We start from the raw sequence: 16745 nt of genomic DNA on the forward strand, positions 1-16745 counted from the left end.
GCGATTGCGGCATGTCAGGCGACATTGATGTTGGATGTGCCAACTGCCCTATCCGGATTCTGCGTTCGGCCGGTTTCGTAGTAGGCCTTGAGGTTTTCGGCAATTTGCCGCACGACTTTGTTGAAGGCTTTTCCCAAAAGTAATTCCATCAGCCTGCCACCGCGCAGGCTGTAGCTCATTTGCAGGGTGATGCGCGTCGCGTTGCCTTCGGCTTGCAAGGCATAACTGAAACTCGCCCGACGAAACGGAAAGGGCGAATCACTGTTGCCCTTGTGCAACCGCAGCACAAACCCGAAGCCGTCCTTCCATTGCACCACGCTTTCATCCAGATATTGCCCACCCTTGCGCAACACCCGGCGACTGGCGCCGAGGCCTTCGTGTGCGCCGGGATAAAACTGGCAACCGATCAACCCGGGCACGTAGTGCGGGGCAAGGCTCAAGTCACGCAATTTGGCCCATGCGGCTTGAGGCGTGAGATCGAGCAAAACGCTGTGGCTGGCAGTCGCGGGCATGTCTGAGTTCCTCTTATGAATGGGATTGGGCGGCATCAAGAAACGCCGGTCGTTCTCCGGCGCCATGCACCGCAATATCCGCGCCGCTGACGTAGCGGGCCAGCGTAGAGGCCAGGTACAGGCAGGTATCGCCGATGTCTTCCGGATTCGCCAGTCGTTGCAACGGAATGGTCGCCGCCACCCGGGCAATGCCCGCGTCGTCACCATAATGCATGGCCGCTTGCTCGGTGAGAATCAGCCCGGCGGTGACGGCGTTGACCCGCACCTTCGGCGCCCATTCCACCGCCAGCGAAGTGGTCAGGTTCAGCAGACCGGCCTTGGCCGCGCCATAAGCGGCGGTGCCGGGGGAAGGGCGGGTGGCACTGACGCTGCAGATGTTGATGATTACACCGCCTTCAGCCTGGCCCTGCATTACCTGGTTGGCCTGTTGGCACAGGTTCAGCGGTGCGATCAGGTTCAAACGGATGATTGCCTCGCTGAAACGCGGCGAGGCTGTAGCAGCGTCGGCATTCGGCGAACCGCCGGCGTTGTTGACCAATACATCGAGGCGACCGAAATACTTGGCGATTTGCTCGATCAAGCGCCCGGATTGCTCGACGTCCCGCAGGTTGCAGGGCATGAACAACGCCTCGCGCCCCGCGCTGGCCGGCAAGGTTTGTGGTGCTTCCCGACCGCAAATCACCACCTCGGCGCCGCAGTCGAGAAAGCGTTGGCTGATGCCGCGACCCACACCTTTGCCACCGCCGGTGACCAGTACCACTTTGCCGCGAAAGTCCATCGGATCAAGCATGGGAATTCTCTTTTTGTCGCTCGGGAATGCCTTCGATGCTAGGTCTGCCGACCGTGTTATCCAACGTCCGATGAGACTAGAGACCGTGTAGGAGCGAGCCTGCTCGCGATGGACCTGAGAACACCGCGGGGTGTCAGGCATCCAGCGTCATCGTTGACGACCATCGCGAGCAGGCTCGCTCCTACAGGGGGCGTAGTCTTGTCGGACGATGTTGATCTCCCGGCCCCTCGGAATAATCCGACTACAACAACAGGCCGGGAGGACACCTTATGGGCGCTTCAGCGCAAGGGCACTTCGTTACGCTGCCGGATGGTTTGCAGCTGCACTACAAGGACACCGGCAGTGGCGAGCCGGTGATATTCATTCATGGCAGCGGGCCGGGCGCCAGCGGTCACAGCAATTTCAAGCAGAACTACCCAGTGTTTGCCGAGGCCGGCTACCGGGTGATCGTTCCCGACCTGCCGGGCTATGGCGCGTCCGATAAACCCGACACCCTCTACACCCTGGACTTCTTCGTTGCCGCACTGAGTGGTCTGCTCGATGCCCTCGACCTCCAGCATTGTGTGCTGGTTGGCAACTCCCTGGGCGGTGCGATCGCGATCAAACTGGCCCTTGATCAACCGCAGCGCGTCAGCCGTCTGGTGTTGATGGCGCCCGGCGGTCTAATGGAAAAAGAACAGTATTACCTGCAGATGGAAGGCATCCAGAAAATGGGCGCGGCGTTCGCCAAGGGTGAGCTGAACGATGCGGTGGGCATGCGTCGTTTGCTGGCGTTGCAACTGTTCGACGAAACCCTGATCAGCGACGAAACCGTCAACGAGCGTGTGGCCGTGGTGCAACAGCAACCAGTGTGCGTTCTGTCGACCATGCAGGTGCCGAACATGACTGCGCGGCTGGGCGAGTTGCAATGCCCGATCCTCGGCTTCTGGGGCATCAACGATAAATTCTGCCCGTCCTCCGGCGCCCAGACCATGCTCGAAAACTGCTCCGGGATCCGTTTCGTGATGCTCAGCGAATGCGGGCATTGGGTTCAGGTCGAGCACCGTGCGCTGTTCAACCGCGAGTGCCTGGCGTTTCTTCAGGAGGCCCGCGGATGAGCGTGCAATTGCGCCGTGAGTTCGGCGAAGAGCTTTATCAAGCGCTGCTTGGCGGCACGACCCTGGCACCGCTGACCGAGCGCTGGCCGACGATCAGCATCGAAGACGCCTATCACATTTCCCTGTACGCGATTGAGCGTCGCGTAGCCGCCGGTGACCAGATCGTCGGCAAGAAAATCGGCGTAACCTCGGCGGCAGTCCAGCAGATGCTCAACGTGCACCAGCCGGATTTCGGCTTTATCACGCGGCAGATGGCCTTCACCGATGGTGCGCAGATTTCCCTGGCGGCCAACAAACTGATCCAGCCTCGTGCCGAGGGCGAGATTGCCTTCAAACTCAAGCAGGACCTGGTCGGCCCCGGTATCACCGAAGCTGACGTACTGGCCGCCACCGAATACGTGATGCCGTGCTTCGAGATCGTCGATTCGCGGATTCACGAGTGGCGCATCCGCATTCAGGACACCGTGGCCGATAACGCTTCCTGCGGCGTGTTTGTCCTGGGCGACAGCCAGGTCGATCCCCGAGAACTGGATCTGCCGAACCTGCGCATGCGTGTGTTCAAGAATGGTCAGCCATTGAGTGAAGGCCTGGGTTCGGCGGTGCAGGGTAATCCGTTGACCGCAGTGGCCTGGCTGGCCAACACCCTGGGCGCCTTCGGCATTCCGTTCAAGGCCGGGGAAATCATTTTGTCCGGCTCGCTGGTGCCACTGGAGCCGGCCCGTGCCGGCGACGGTTTTGAGTTGACCATTGATGGCCTGGGCAGCGCCCGGGTGTCTTTCTGCGCCTGACTTTTGGAGTTTGACCCCATGAGCAAAAAACTCAGAGCGGCCATTATCGGCCCGGGCAATATCGGCACTGATCTGCTGATGAAAATGTGCCGCTCGCAATGGATCGAGCCGGTGTGGATGGTTGGCGTCGATCCTGAATCCGAAGGCCTGAAACGTGCCAGGGAGCTGGGCATCAAAACCACCGCCGGGGGTGTCGACGGCTTGCTGCCCCACGTGCTCGACGATGACATTCGCATCGCCTTCGATGCCACCTCGGCGTACGTGCACGCGCAAAACAGCCGCAAGCTCAACGAACTCGGGGTGATCATGATCGACCTCACGCCGGCGGCCATCGGCCCGTTCTGCGTGCCGCCGGTCAACCTCAAGCAGCACGCGTCGAGCCTGGCGATGAACGTCAATATGGTCACTTGCGGTGGCCAGGCGACCATCCCGATGGTGGCGGCGGTGTCGCGGGTACAACCGGTGAGCTACGGCGAGATCGTTGCCACGGTGTCCTCCGGTTCGGTGGGGCCGGGCACGCGGCAGAACATCGATGAGTTCACCCGCACCACGGCCGGCGCAGTCGAGCAGATCGGCGGCGCTCGACGGGGCAAGGCAATTATCGTGATCAACCCGGCCGAGCCGCCGCTGATGATGCGCGACACCATCCACTGCCTGACCGATGACGAGCCGAACCAGGACGCGATCCGTGCCTCGGTGCTGGAGATGGTGCGCGAAGTGCAGCGCTATGTACCCGGCTACAAGCTGATCAACGGGCCGGTGTTCGACGGACGCAAAGTGTCGATTTTCATCGAGGTCGAAGGTCTCGGCGATTTCCTGCCCAAGTCTGCCGGCAACCTCGACATCATGACCGCCGCCGGTTTGCGCACGGCCGAGATGTTCGCCGAAGAAGCCCACAAGGGCACCCTGCAATTGCCTGCCCGTTGAGTGGAGAATCGCTATGAATTTGCAAGGTAAGAGCGTCCGTCTGCATGACATGAGCCTGCGCGACGGCATGCACGCCAAACAGCACCAGATCAGTATCGAGCAGATGGTCTCGGTGGCCACCGGCCTCGATGAGGCCGGTGTGCCGCTGATTGAAATCACCCACGGCGATGGCCTGGGCGGAGCTTCGTTGAACTACGGCTTTCCCGCCCACAGCGACGAAGAGTACTTCGCCGCGGTGATCCCGAAAATGCGGCAGGCCAAGGTTTCGGCGTTGCTGCTGCCGGGGATCGGTACCCTTGATCACCTGAAAATGGCCCACGAACACGGCGTGTCGACCATTCGCGTCGCCACCCATTGCACCGAAGCGGACGTCTCTGGCCAACACATCGGCATGTCGGCAAAGATGGGCCTGGACACCGTCGGCTTCCTGATGATGGCGCACATGGTCAGCCCCGAGAAGCTGCTGGAGCAGGCACGGCTGATGGAAAGCTACGGCGCCAATTGCATCTACTGCACGGATTCGGCCGGCTACATGCTGCCCGATGAGGTGACACAAAAAATCGCTGCCTTGCGTGCCGGGTTGAACACCGGGACCGAAGTCGGCTTTCACGGCCACCACAACATGGGCATGGCCATTGCCAACTCCCTGGCGGCCATCGAGGCCGGTGCGGCACGGATCGACGGTTCGGTGGCGGGGCTGGGCGCCGGGGCGGGCAATACGCCGCTGGAAGTGTTCGTCGCGGTGCTGGAGCGTATGGGCGTCAACAGTGGCGTGGATCTGTACAAAATCATGGACGTCGCCGAAGACCTGGTGGTGCCGATGATGGACCAGCCGATCCGTCTCGACCGCGATGCCCTGACCCTGGGGTACGCCGGGGTCTACAGTTCGTTCCTGCTGTTCGCCAAGCGCGCAGAGCAAAAGTACGGCATCGCAGCTCGTGAACTGCTGGTGGAGCTGGGACGACGTGGCACGGTGGGCGGTCAGGAAGACATGATTGAAGACCTGGCGCTGACCCTGTCGCGGGCCAGGGGTGTACTGCCTACCTGAGTGTTACGGCAGCGAAAAAACCACCGATCCGGTGGTTTTTTCATGGCCAGTGGAAACCCGGCTCAGGGCAGCAGATTGCGTACCACGGGTGGATAGCACTGGATCGCTGTGCTCGAACAGCTGAAGTAGGCCGTGGTGGGTCGGTAGGCTTCATTCTTGAACAGCTGGCACAGACTGATGGAAGCACCGGCACAGAGGATGATGAACAGAGCACAAGTAGTTTTGCGCATGATGAGTCTCGACACGGTTTTATTGTTGTAGAGACAGGTTATGGCGGCGGCTCGCCAGTGACTTCGTCCGAATGGACTAGCCCTTCAATCACCAGCGACTCCGTACCCTGTGGGAGCGAGCCTGCTCGCGATGGCGGAGAGTCAGTGAAATGGATGCTGGATGTGCCGCCCTCATCGCGAGCAGGCTCGCTCCCACATGTTCGATGGTTGTATGCAAATCGGCGTAGTACTCAAGTCACTAATGTGGGAGCGAGCTTGCTCGCGATGGCGGCCTACCAGGCGACATGGATACTGGATGTACTGCTGGGGTGTCAGATGCGTTGGGCGAGGGCGGCTATGGCCATGAACAGCGCTGCAATGGCCCGGGCTTCATGCAGCTCGCCCCGTGCCACCAGCTCGGGGACTTGCGCCAATGGCACGTTCAGGCATTCCAGGGGTTCGGGTTCGTCGCCGACCAGTTGGCAGGGGCTCAGTTGTTCGGCCAACACTACGCGGTAGCGGTGACACAAATGTCCCGGGGCCAGCGTCAGCTCGCCCAGCTCGGTGAGGCGGGCGGCGCGCATGCCGACTTCCTCGCTCAACTCGCGCTGCGCCGCCTGCAAGTAGTCTTCATCGGGCTCTGCGCCACCCTTGGGCAGGCCAAGAATGGTCTTCTCCACACCGACCGCGTACTCGCGCACCAGTAACACATGCTCTGGATCAGGCATCGCCACCAGCATCACCGAGCGATACCCGGTGCCGCGCAGACGCTCGTAGACCCGCTGCTGGCCATTGCTGAACTGCAGGTGCAGGGCTTCGATCTGGAAGTGGCCACTTTCGGCCAGCAGTTCAGTCTTGAGGATGGTTGGGCAGTTGCGCATGGGTCAGGCCCCTGTTTGGGATAATCACACTGTGCGCCGTGCAACAAGGGCCGCCATCGTCCAAGCGGACGAGGGTGACGATGACCGTTAGCCGAGGGTCGCCACGCTGCGCAGGATCAGGCGTACCAGCATGGTCTGGCGGGTTACACCGGTCTTGGAGAAGGTCGAACGCAGGTGCGCCCGCGAGGTATTGCGGCTGATGCCCAGCTCTTCCGATGCTTCATCCAGGGTCAAGCCGTTGGCCAACAGCATGGCAAGCTGGGTTTCCGCCGGAGTGAAGTCAAACAACGCGCGGACGATCTCCTGGGGCGCGGTGGATTGTTGCTCCGGGTCGCTGATGAAAATCACCACGGTCGGGCACTGCTTGCCTTCGCTCCAGTCGGTCAATGGTACCGAACGCACGATGATCCCCAAATCCGCTTTGCCGGACGGTCGCTGCACGCGTAAGGCTTCGACCACTGAGGGGTTACTGCTTTTTTGCGACAGCAGCGATTGCTTGACCAGTCGGCGAAACTCCTGGGTATCCCGGGCCGTACCGACCTGCAAGCTATCGTTGACCAGTTTGATCCCGTCCTTTTCCTGGATCAGCCGGTCAGCAACCTGATTGGTCTGCAGCACCTTGCCGGACTCGTCGAGGATGATCGTGCCGACCGCCATCTGGTTCACCGCACCGGCGTACAGGTTGCGTTCGGCTTCGATGCGGTTGAGCTGCATGTGGATCTTGATCGAGCGTTCCAGGTGCGCAATGAAATGCGTAAGCATGGCCTTTTCTTCATTGCCGAAAGGCTTGTCCGCACGCCCGCGGCTGATGCGAATGCGGCACTGGGCGCCATCGACGGTGTTGATGTCGGCACCGAGGATGTGGAACACGTCCACTGGCTCGAGGAAATTCTTGTAGAACTCGCAGTTTTGCCAATCGTCGTTGGAGACGAATTCGGCAAGAGTCACCACCTGGCGGTTGGGCAGGTCGACAAACGGATCGAGGCTGAAAAAGTGTTTGTTGTAGGACGCGGTCGCCTCGGTCGAGGTGCCGGTGGTGTTGACCATCAAACCGTCCACATGGGCGCTGGGCGGACGCAGGATGAAGGTCACATACTTACTGTTCAGATGCACATTGAGCTGATTGAGAAAAGTCGCCCAGGGAATGGTTTCCAGCGGCCCCTGATAAAGGTTGCCGAGCAAATCACTGAACGTATCGAGGCTGAGGCTCTGCTGCATAGGGAAAACCGTTTTTTATTATTAGCGTTGGCGGTGGCCGAGAATAAGCGCCGGTATCGACTCCTTGCAACGTTCGGGCTCCGGGCCTGACCGGCGGCTGCCGGACGGGCCCGGGGCGGGCGAAAAGCCGCTGCTATCAGACACGTTCGCGGGCACGCACGACAAATTTCTTATGCTCGTGCACATCCGAAGACAGCGCCTGGACATCGGTGTAGAACTGCTCGTACCAACGGCGCAACTGATAGACCGGCCCATCACCGTCACACAGCAGCGGGTTGTCGACGCGGGTCTTGCTGTGCCAGATGGCCACGTCTTCGTAGAAGGCTGCCTGCGCCTGCGCCACATAGGCCTTGGCCATCGCCTGGTTCTGCTCTTCGCTGAGCCCCGGGATCTTTTTCACCAGCACGCCGTAACGCAGGGTGAAGCTGTCGAGATCGATCGGTACGTGGCAGTTGAGCAGGATCGAATGGATTGGCTGGCCGTTCATCGCACCGGTCATCTCGGTGATCTGGTAGGCCGGGCCGAAATAGGTGGCTTCGGTGCTCAACACGCTGTCGCCGGACAGGCGCTCACTGCGGGCGCGCATGAGCTGGGTAGCCAGGTGGCCTTCGAAAATGTTGATGAACTCTTCGACCGGCGCGCCGTGGACGGTGCCGAAGTGCGCCATGTCGGCGATGTTGTCGATCAATTCGCGGCAGTTGGTGCCAATCTGCAATTCGGCTACTTCCCATGCGGCCCATTCGTCGCTGTAGCAGGCGTCGATGCGCGGGATACGTTGCTCGGGCAGCGGCGGGTTGCCTTCGGGATCGTTCCAGACAAACAGCAACTGGTTCTCTTCCATGATCGGCCAGCTTTTGATTTTGGCCCGTGGCGGAATGCGTTTGGCATAAGGGATGTCATCGCACACGCCATCGGCACCCCAGCGCCAGGCGTGGAACGGGCAACGGATCGAGTTGCCTTCGACACAACCGGTGCTCAGGTCGGCGCCCATGTGCGGGCAGTAGCCATCCAGAACATGCAGTTCGCCGTCTTCACCCTGGAACGCCACCAGACGGGTGCCGAACACCTCCAGGCGATGGGCCTTGCCGTCGCGGTATTGCGCGGCCAGGCCCAGGCAGTGCCAGCCGCGGGCGTAGCGGTCTTCCAGCAGTTTGGCTTCGATGCGGTGCAGGGTACTCATCTTATTATTCTCCCAAGGGCTCACGGGTTTGGCGCATGTAAGGGATTCTGCCGACCCTGTAAAAGCGGGCATCGTCTGAATGGACGATGGCTGCTTTGGGCCGGCCCGCTCTACTGGCGCCATTGGACCCATGGCAGGAGTTGGCGATGAGTAATGAACAAGGGCGGGTGACGGTGATTACCGGGGCCGCCAGTGGTATTGGCCGCGGGCTGGCCGAACACGCGGCGATGCTGGGCATGCGCCTGGTGCTGGCGGATCGAGATGCCGCGGGCCTGCAAGCCCTGTGCGACGGATTGAAGGCCCGCGGTGTACAAACGATTGCATGCGTCACCGATGTCAGTGATGTGAAGCAGGTCGAGCGCTTGCGTGACCAGGCAGTCGAGCACTTTGGCGGGGTCGACCTGCTGTTCAACAACGCCGGGGTGATGCAAACCGGATTCAGCTGGGAAATCACCGAGGCGCAATGGCAGCGAATGCTGGACGTCAACCTCAAGGGTGTGATCAACGGCATTCGCAGCTTTGTACCGCTGTTGCTCAGTCAGGGCCGGGCCGCCCATGTGATCAACACGGCATCCCTTGCCGGGTTGGTCAGCAGTCCGCTGATGGCGCCGTACAACGTGACCAAGCAGGCCGTGGTCGCGCTCTCGGAAACGCTGCATTATGAACTCGCCATGCTCGGTGCGCTGGTGTCGGTTTCGGTGCTGTGCCCAGGGCCGGTGGCCAGTGAAATCATGACCTCGAACCAGGTGGTGGACACCGCTGGATCCGGCTTCAGCCAACTGCTCGACAGTACCATTCGCCAGGGCATGACCCCAGCGGAGCTGGCCGCGCAAGTGTTCGCCGCCATCGCGCAAAAACGTTTCTGGATCCTGCCCCATAAGGGTTTCAAGCCGGCCCTTGAGCGCCGGGTACAAAGCATCCTGGGCGAGACCAATCCGCAGTTTCAAATGGCCGACGTAGAGGACAAAGCCCATGCCGCTCGATAAGCAGATCGCCGGGGTGCTCCAGCAGTTTCGCGACATCCCCGAGCCCGATTTCAGCCAGGTCGATGCCGCTCAGTACCGGCAGTTCTCGGACAACCTGCTGCCGGCCATCCCCGGCGACCCGATGAGCGTGGTGCGCGACTTGAAAGTGGCCGGTGCGGACGGTGATCTGGACGCTCGGCTGTACCGGCCATCGGAAGAACCCGACCTGCCATTGCTGGTGTTTTTCCATGGCGGCGGATTCGTCATGGGCAACCTCGATACCCACGACAATCTCTGCCGCTCGCTGGCCCGCCAGACCGAGGCGGTGGTGGTGTCGGTCGCCTATCGACTGGCACCGGAAAACAAGTTCCCGGCGGCCCCCCTCGATTGTTATGCGGCCACCTGCTGGCTGGTTGAGCACGCCGCTGAACTGCGCATCGATGGTACCCGGTTGGCCGTGGCCGGGGACAGCGCCGGTGGCAATCTGGCGCTGGCGGTCAGCCAATTGGCGGCGCAACGCAAGGGACCGAAGATCAGCTATCAGTGCCTGTTCTATCCGGTCACCGATGCGGGATGCGACAGTCAGTCCTTCGAAGACTTTGCCGAGAGCTATCTGCTTTCCGCCGGGATGATGCGCTGGTTCTGGCAGCAGTACCTGCAAGACGTCGGGCAGGCGGAGAACCCATTGGCCTCGCCACTTCGCGCCGAGAGTCTGGCGCGATTGCCGCCAACGACCCTGATTACCGCCGAATATGACCCGTTGCGCGATGAAGGCGAGGCAATGGCCGAGTGCTTGCGCGAGGCCGGCGTGCCTGTGCGGGTACAGCGTTGTGACGGCATGATCCATGGCTTTATCAGCATGGCGCCGTTTGTCGAAGGGGCGGCACAGGCCTTGTCCGATGCGGCGGCCGACCTGCGCGGAGCATTCAAATGAACGGCTTGGCTTTCAACACGGTGCCGCAACTGATCGAGGCCATTGGCGCAGGGCAGATGGTGGTGATCACCGACGACGAACACAACGGCGAAGGCTCGCTGCTGATGGCCGCCGAACAGGCCGGGGCCGAGGCCGTCACGTTCATGGCGGTGCAGGCGCGCGGGTTGATCTGCCTGGCCCTGACCGAGCAGCGCTGCCGCGCGCTGGGCCTGGATCTGATGGTGCCCAACTCCCGGGCGCAACATGGCGTGGGTTTCACCCGCTCGATCGAAGCCGCCACCGGGGTGTCCACGGGCATCTCGGCAGCAGACCGGGCGAGGTCGATCCAGGTGGCGGTCGACCCGGCCAGCGTTCCGACGGACCTGGTGCAACCTGGGCATATCTTTCCGGTGCAAGCCTTGCCCGGCGGCGTGATGCAGCGGGCCGGGCATGTCGAGGCCGCTTGCGACCTGACGCGACTAGCGGGACTGCAACCGGCGGCAACCCTGGTGGGCATTCTCAATGAAGATGGCGAACTGGCCCGTGGTGCCGAGCTGCATGACTTCGCCCAACGCCATGGCTTGCGGATCGGCACCATTGCCGACCTGATTCACTACCGCATCCTGCATGAAGGCACGATCGAGCGCGGTGGCGAATACCCCTTGCATACCCGCCACGGCGAGTTCCGCGTGACGACCTACCAGGACACCTACCAGGGCTCGCTGCACCTGGCGCTGGTCAAGGGCAGGATCGACAGCACGCAACCGGCACTGGTGCGGGTGCAAAGCATCGAGACCTTGCGCGATGCCCTGGGTTGCGAAAGCGAAGGCGGGCCGCAGCAGTGGACCCTCGAGCGTTCACTGGCGAGCATTGCCGCCGCCGGATGCGGTGTCCTGGTGCTGCTGGCACACAAGGAAACCGCCGACGGCGTGCTGGAGCAGTTGCGCCAGCGCAGCGGCGGTAAGCCGTGTCCACCGCAATTTCCGCAACGGACCTTGGGCGTGGGAGCGCAAATCCTGCGGGACCAGAACGTACGCAAAATGCGCCTGATGAGTTCGCCGGTGCCATACAAGGCCGTGTCGGGCTTCGATCTGCAAGTGACGGAATTCGTACCGTTCCAACCCCCGATCTGAAGCAATACCTATAACCCTGTGGGAGCGGGCTTGCCCGTGAAGGCAGTCGGTCAGTCAGCAACAAGGTTGAATGTACCGGCCTCTTCGCGGGCAAGCCCGCTCCCACAATAAATCCGGTTGTCGATGAATATTGCGTACACCCACCCCTGCGGGAGCGAGCTTGCTCGCGATAGCTATCTACCAGACACATCCCGTCGCAAGCTGCCTCAGAGTCCAAGCATTAACCGGTCTAGCCTTCTTTATGATTTGATTATGGAGAGGGCAATGGAATGCCTGATTTACCTGCTTCACATCGTCTACGTATCGGTCGTTATGCTGAGTCCAACAGGATTTATCTGCTTACCACCAACACACTTGATAGAGAACCTGTCTTCAAGGATTTCGCCTTGGGAAGATTGGTCGTTGAACAATTTCGAGAAGCGCAGGAACAAAGTCGGGCGAACTCTTTAGCCTGGGTCGTCATGCCCGATCATTTTCATTGGTTGATCGAGCTGCAGCAGTGTTCCCTCAGTCAGCTGATGCAAAAAACCAAATCGTTGAGTACGCGGGCTGTGAACCTGGCTGGTGGCCGTAGAGGCAGCCTTTGGCAACAGGGCTATCACGATCGGGCATTGAGGCGGGATGAGTATCTGGTAAAGCTTGCTCGATATGTCGTCGCCAACCCACTGCGGGCTGGGTTGGTGAAGAAGCTTGGCGATTATCCGCTGTGGGACGCGATATGGGTTTGACCCGAAACCGCGTTGCCACCATCGCGAGCAAGCTCGCTCCCACAGTGGATCTGGGTGTTCGCAGACTTTGCGTACACCTGATAACCCTGTGGGAGCGAGCTTGCTCGCGATGGCGGAGTATCAAGAGACATCAATGTCGAAAGTGCATTGCCCTTAAGGCTTGATCCCCTGCAACATCTTCTTCGCCCGATCCTGCACCGCATCCGGTGCGGTCATGTTGCCGTCGATCACGGTGATCACCGCATGCCCCTGCCACAACTGATACGCATCGGCCTTTTGCTGGGCGGCTGTTGGTGTGGACGGTGGAGCCAGGTTGACGTGGACCACGCCGTCGCTGCCGCGTTGTGAGGTGAAGTTGACGCGGTCCCAATTGCCGATCGGGGCAAAGCTCACGCCCTTGACCTCTTGCGGCTTGAGCGGCGGGTAGTTGAGGTTCAGACCGTTTACGGCGGGCAGGCCGAGTACGTTCAACTCGCACTGTTGCTTGTCCTTGGCGCAGGCCTGCTTAGCTTCTACACCGGCAAGTGATGCTGCCTGGATGACCCTCACCGCAAACCGCGCGGTATCGTCCATGGCGCCAAGCGTCTTTCGATAACCAGCCTGTTGATCGGCCATGATCAGGTCCATGTCGATGGCCGTGGACACCGCCACCGCCGGAATCCCCTTGAACATCGCGCGCACGGCGGCGTTGAGAGTGCCGGACATCTGCGTCAGCGGACCGACGTTTTCGCCAAAGTTGCTGCCCGAGACCACCAGGTCTGGCCGGTTGTTTTTGAGGATCACATCGAGTCCAACGTTGACCGCATCCACCGGCGTGCCAATGGCTGATGTCTTGCCGACAGGCGGGCTATAACCTTCTGGAGCCCCGACGCAAAACCGCCCCGGCGCCAACTCAGTCACGGCCAATGCCTGACCGGGCACCACCACGCTGGCAGCGCTGATGCCACTGCTGTCATTCAATGGGCCAACCAGGGTGACTTGATGCCCGGCGGTGGTCAGGGCGCGGTACATCGCATCGATGCCGGGTGCGCGGCAGCCATCGTCGTTGGTCAGCAGGATGTTCAGGGCATTGGCTTGCATCGACAGGCCAACGCTGGCCATGGCGATGACGCCGGTGAGGAGTTTGTTCATGGGCAGTCTTCCGTGGGCGGAGCGGATTTTATCAAGCATAACGCCCCGACCGAATGAATCGGTCGGGGCGCTGTGGTTTTAGCGGGTGCCGAGTTTGCGCAGGTTGCCTGGGGTGAACTCGTCTTCGGAGAAGGCGGTGGCGTTGAGCTTGGCCGGCTTCTGATCGATCAGCATTCGGTCAACCAGATACGAGCCGGCAATCAGGTCATGGTAGATGCCAAGGCGAGCGTGGTAACGCTGCATCTCATAGGCGTAGATGGAGGTCTGCATATTGGTGCGCCACAGTTGCCCGCGACTGTCGTAGTTGTCAGCCAGGGTCGCGGCCCAGGTATCCTCGTCCAGGTAGATCACGCGCTTGGCGTAAATGTGCCGGGCGCCTTCCTTGAGGGTCGCTTGCAGCACCCAGACGCGGTGTTTTTCATAGCGCATGTACTGCGGGTCAACGTGGCCAGTGGTGTCCAGGATCTGCTCGGTGCTGACACTCGGGTCGTCGATCTTGTAGTTGTGGTACGGAATGTAGATTTCCTTCTTGCCGACGATGGTCCAGTTGTAGCGGTCTGGCGCGCCGTTGAACAAACGGTCTTCGTCGTAGACGCGGAAACCCCCGGCGCCGGTCGGCGAGTCGTAGCCCACTGTCGGCGCGCGACGTACCCGGCGTTGTCCCGGGCTGTACTGCCAGGCCTGGCGTGGCGAAGCGGTCGGGTTGATGAACTCGTGGCCGACGACGATTTCGCCTTTCTTGCGCACCGGCTCCAGGGTGGTGATCAGGAAGTTGGTGAGAATGCCATTGGCGCTTTCCCGGGTTCTGTCCGGGTCGGACCAGATCGAGAAGATCTTGTAATTGACCTCTTCGATCACCCGCTCCTTGTTCGAGTAGACCACCGCTTGCCGGTAGTTGGCCTCTTCGGCGGCGGCCCGACCGGCGAGGGTGTGGTTGAACATCAACTCGCTACCGTTCTGCGGAATCGGGAACGGCGAACCGGCCCAGGCGTTTTTGGTGTCGTTGTTGTCGTTGTCCAACTCGGCGGTAACCGCGTTTTTCTTTACCGCTTCGACCAGTTTCGGATCTACGCGGAAATCGCGGTGGCTCGGGTACACCGGGATCTTGAAGGTAGCAGGGTAGCGCTTGAGCAACGCCTTCTGGCCGTCGGTGAGGTTAGCGGCGTACTTGTCCATGTTCTTGGAGTCGATCACGAACAACGGTTTTTCCGCAGCATAGGGGTCCGGGTATGGCGTGCCGGGGCCGTCAAACTTCAGGCCTGGCGGCAGGCCGAGCCATTTGCCGCTCCAGGCCGGGATGCTGCCATCGGCGTTGCCGGCCTTTTCGGCGCCCATCGGGGTCAGGTCCTGGCCCAGGCGGGCGGCTTCTTCGGGGCTGACCTTGGCGTAGGTCAGGCCGCTGCCGAGCAAGCCGACGGTCAGCGCGGTGCTCAATAATGTTTGGGTGAATCTGGACATGCTGTGCTCCTCCGATTGGGGAATCAGAACCGGTATTTGAAATTGAGCGCGACGTTGTCGCGGTCGGCCAACGGGCTGTTGTTGGCGTTGCCGAGGTAAGCGTTGTAGCGGGCCTCGACGGTGAAGTTGCCCAGGTAGCGCCACGAACTGCCGACGCTCGCGCGGTCGTCGCCCTGGCCCGAGTTGATCGAGCCCACCAAGGCGCTGTCATGCTGGGCGGCGGTGCTGTAGGTCACTGGCACGGCCATGTCCCAACCGCTGAACACGTTGTTGTAATCAAAGTTGACCTGGACCGTGTAGCCCCAGGCATCGCGGTCGTAGACCAGGCTGTCGGTGCCTGGCAGGGAGAAGCCGGGGGCCAGGGTCAGCGGCTGCGACTTGTCGTTGTCGAGCACTGTGTTGTAGACGACTTCGCCCGTCAGGGTAGTGTTGTCGGCCCAGGAGGTCGGGCCAACCACGTAGATCGCCGAGGTCTGCGCCTGCAGGGTCTCGCCGCGCACCGGGCTGGAGAAGCCGTTGTCCACCATCACTGGCGAACCATCGCGGTAGCTGACTTCACCAGCCCAGCTCACATCACCGATGACCGTGGAGAAGCTGGCGCCGTACAGGTCGATGTTGTCGAAGTAACGCGCGCGGTAGTGGCCCAGCTCGGTCTGGAAATCCAGTGACGGGGTCTTGTCGTGATAACGCGAGTAGTAGATGCCGAACTCGGTGTTGTTCAGCGACTCGGCTGCATAGGTAAAGGCCACGCCGTACTGGCCGCTGTCACTTGGTTTGTCATCGCCCAGGCGAGTGAGGAAACCAGTGGCGTCGTTGAAACCGCCTTCGTCGATGTAGTCCGTGGTGGAGAAGTAACTGCCCACACCGAACAGCTCGGTCTTCTCCCATTTGTATTGGTAGTAGGCCTGGATATCGAGGCTGTCGGTGAGGCTGAACTGGGTGAACAGTTGGCCGACCGGCAGCAGGATTTCCTTGACCTCGACCCCCGGGGTGGTTGACTTGGTGGCATCCACCGGGCTTTGTGCCGCCGATATCCCCGGGTAGAACAGGCTCTCGCCCCAGCTCACTACCTGGTTACCCAGGCGCGCATTGAGGTTGTGGCCGCCGATGTCCCAGGTGCCGTAGGCGTAGTAATCGAGCATGCGCAATTCGTCGCGATGCTGATCGATGGTGTCCTGGGAAAAACGATCGGAGCGGCTGCAGTGGCCACCCGCGAAGCAGTTCGAGGTGCCGGTGTCGTTGTCGTTGCCGCGGTCGTAGACATTGTCGTAGAAGCCGGTCGCGCGGACAAACACCCCGTAGTCTTCACGCCACTTGATGTTGGCTTCGGTGAGAAAGCCACTGCGGTTGTTGATCAGGCTGTTTCTGTCGAACGCGTTGTCACCGTCGTTGCCGTCGGCATTGGCGACCAGCTTGTGATCGCGCGATTCGGTACGCCAGGCGAGGCTGTAGGTCAGTGTCGTGTCCCAGTCGACGCTCAAGTCATCGCTGGGCTGGAAGCTCAATGCGTTGACTTGAGTGCTCAGCCCGCCCGCCAGCATCAATAGAACAAGCTGTGTGCGCGGATTCAGCGATTGTGGGGCGATTATTGTTTTTATCATGTCGTCCTCATGCCCAGGTCAGGCCTGCCCGACCTGTATTTCAGGGGGTGATTGGTGCTGTGGGCGACTATGGAGTCACGACTTGCGCGCAACATCGTCCAAGCGGACTAAGCGATTTGCAGGGTGGGGGTGAGGTAGCGCCTTAGTCTCATCGGACGATGAACAC

Annotated in this window: 17 protein-coding genes; 8 read left to right on the forward strand and 9 right to left on the reverse strand. The window is 61.0% G+C overall.

Features of this window, described 5'->3' with window-relative positions; genetic code table 11:
- Window positions 1-14: 14 nt before the first annotated feature.
- Together QMK50_RS22615 and QMK50_RS22620 are read right to left on the reverse strand one after the other, a co-directional pair.
- Window positions 15-578 (reverse strand): SRPBCC family protein, encoded by a 564-nt coding sequence (locus tag QMK50_RS22615; protein ID WP_320333993.1) that lies wholly within the window; start codon window positions 576-578, stop codon window positions 15-17.
- Window positions 526-1302 carry an SDR family oxidoreductase gene (locus QMK50_RS22620; protein WP_320333994.1) on the reverse strand — a complete coding sequence of 259 codons (777 nt, stop codon included), beginning with the start codon at window positions 1300-1302 and terminating at the stop codon, window positions 526-528. The genes QMK50_RS22615 and QMK50_RS22620 overlap by 53 nt, the downstream gene beginning before the upstream one ends.
- A 269-nt stretch (window positions 1303-1571) precedes the next feature.
- On the opposite strand from QMK50_RS22620, the gene QMK50_RS22625 reads away from it, so the two are divergent.
- The 4 genes from QMK50_RS22625 to dmpG are packed head-to-tail and all read left to right on the forward strand — an operon-like array spanning window position 1572 to window position 5162.
- Window positions 1572-2399, forward strand: a complete 828-nt coding sequence (locus QMK50_RS22625; RefSeq protein ID WP_320333995.1) for an alpha/beta fold hydrolase — start codon at window positions 1572-1574, stop codon at window positions 2397-2399.
- Complete coding sequence (locus QMK50_RS22630; protein ID WP_320333996.1) at window positions 2396-3187, forward strand: fumarylacetoacetate hydrolase family protein; 792 nt, start codon at window positions 2396-2398, stop codon at window positions 3185-3187. Before QMK50_RS22625 ends, QMK50_RS22630 begins: the two co-directional genes overlap by 4 nt.
- A gap of 18 nt (window positions 3188-3205) precedes the next feature.
- Window positions 3206-4114, forward strand: a complete 909-nt coding sequence (locus QMK50_RS22635) for an acetaldehyde dehydrogenase (acetylating) (protein WP_320333997.1) — start codon at window positions 3206-3208, stop codon at window positions 4112-4114.
- A 13-nt stretch (window positions 4115-4127) separates the two neighbouring features.
- Entirely contained in the window at window positions 4128-5162 is a 1035-nt protein-coding gene (dmpG, locus tag QMK50_RS22640; RefSeq protein ID WP_320333998.1) for a 4-hydroxy-2-oxovalerate aldolase, read from the forward strand.
- Window positions 5163-5224: 62 nt separating this feature from the next.
- Here dmpG and QMK50_RS22645 read toward each other — a convergent pair whose 3' ends face one another.
- From QMK50_RS22645 to QMK50_RS22660, 4 genes are all read right to left on the reverse strand, one after another.
- A complete protein-coding gene (locus QMK50_RS22645) occupies window positions 5225-5392 on the reverse strand; it encodes a hypothetical protein (RefSeq protein ID WP_320333999.1) in 168 nt (55 codons plus the stop codon).
- 311 nt (window positions 5393-5703) lie between these two features.
- Entirely contained in the window at window positions 5704-6252 is a 549-nt protein-coding gene (gene nudE, locus QMK50_RS22650; RefSeq protein WP_320334000.1) for an ADP compounds hydrolase NudE, read from the reverse strand.
- 87 nt (window positions 6253-6339) lie between these two features.
- Window positions 6340-7470 carry a helix-turn-helix transcriptional regulator gene (locus QMK50_RS22655; protein WP_320334001.1) on the reverse strand — a complete coding sequence of 377 codons (1131 nt, stop codon included), beginning with the start codon at window positions 7468-7470 and terminating at the stop codon, window positions 6340-6342.
- Between the two features lie 136 nt (window positions 7471-7606).
- On the reverse strand, window positions 7607-8650 hold the full coding sequence (locus QMK50_RS22660; RefSeq protein ID WP_320334002.1) for a Rieske 2Fe-2S domain-containing protein: 1044 nt from the start codon (window positions 8648-8650) through the stop codon (window positions 7607-7609).
- A 146-nt stretch (window positions 8651-8796) separates the two neighbouring features.
- On the opposite strand from QMK50_RS22660, the gene QMK50_RS22665 reads away from it, so the two are divergent.
- From QMK50_RS22665 to QMK50_RS22680, 4 genes are all read left to right on the forward strand, one after another.
- The gene (locus QMK50_RS22665) at window positions 8797-9636 is read left to right on the forward strand and encodes an SDR family NAD(P)-dependent oxidoreductase (protein WP_320334003.1); all 840 of its coding nucleotides are present in this window, start codon (window positions 8797-8799) and stop codon (window positions 9634-9636) included.
- Entirely contained in the window at window positions 9623-10549 is a 927-nt protein-coding gene (locus QMK50_RS22670) for an alpha/beta hydrolase (RefSeq protein WP_320334004.1), read from the forward strand. Before QMK50_RS22665 ends, QMK50_RS22670 begins: the two co-directional genes overlap by 14 nt.
- A complete protein-coding gene (locus QMK50_RS22675) occupies window positions 10546-11661 on the forward strand; it encodes a 3,4-dihydroxy-2-butanone-4-phosphate synthase (protein WP_320334005.1) in 1116 nt (371 codons plus the stop codon). Before QMK50_RS22670 ends, QMK50_RS22675 begins: the two co-directional genes overlap by 4 nt.
- A 269-nt stretch (window positions 11662-11930) precedes the next feature.
- Complete coding sequence (locus QMK50_RS22680) at window positions 11931-12389, forward strand: REP-associated tyrosine transposase (RefSeq protein ID WP_320334006.1); 459 nt, start codon at window positions 11931-11933, stop codon at window positions 12387-12389.
- Between the two features lie 153 nt (window positions 12390-12542).
- Here the strand turns inward: QMK50_RS22680 and surE are convergent, their stop codons facing one another.
- The 3 genes from surE to QMK50_RS22695 form a co-directional block, all read right to left on the reverse strand.
- The gene (gene surE / locus QMK50_RS22685; protein WP_320334007.1) at window positions 12543-13520 is read right to left on the reverse strand and encodes a 5'/3'-nucleotidase SurE; all 978 of its coding nucleotides are present in this window, start codon (window positions 13518-13520) and stop codon (window positions 12543-12545) included.
- Window positions 13521-13598: 78 nt separating this feature from the next.
- A complete protein-coding gene (locus tag QMK50_RS22690) occupies window positions 13599-14978 on the reverse strand; it encodes a DUF1329 domain-containing protein (protein ID WP_320334008.1) in 1380 nt (459 codons plus the stop codon).
- A 23-nt stretch (window positions 14979-15001) separates the two neighbouring features.
- A complete protein-coding gene (locus tag QMK50_RS22695) occupies window positions 15002-16579 on the reverse strand; it encodes a DUF1302 domain-containing protein (RefSeq protein ID WP_320334009.1) in 1578 nt (525 codons plus the stop codon).
- Window positions 16580-16745 lie beyond the last annotated feature (166 nt).

Source organism: Pseudomonas sp. P5_152 (assembly GCF_033989915.1).
In the GTDB taxonomy this organism is placed as follows: domain Bacteria; phylum Pseudomonadota; class Gammaproteobacteria; order Pseudomonadales; family Pseudomonadaceae; genus Aquipseudomonas.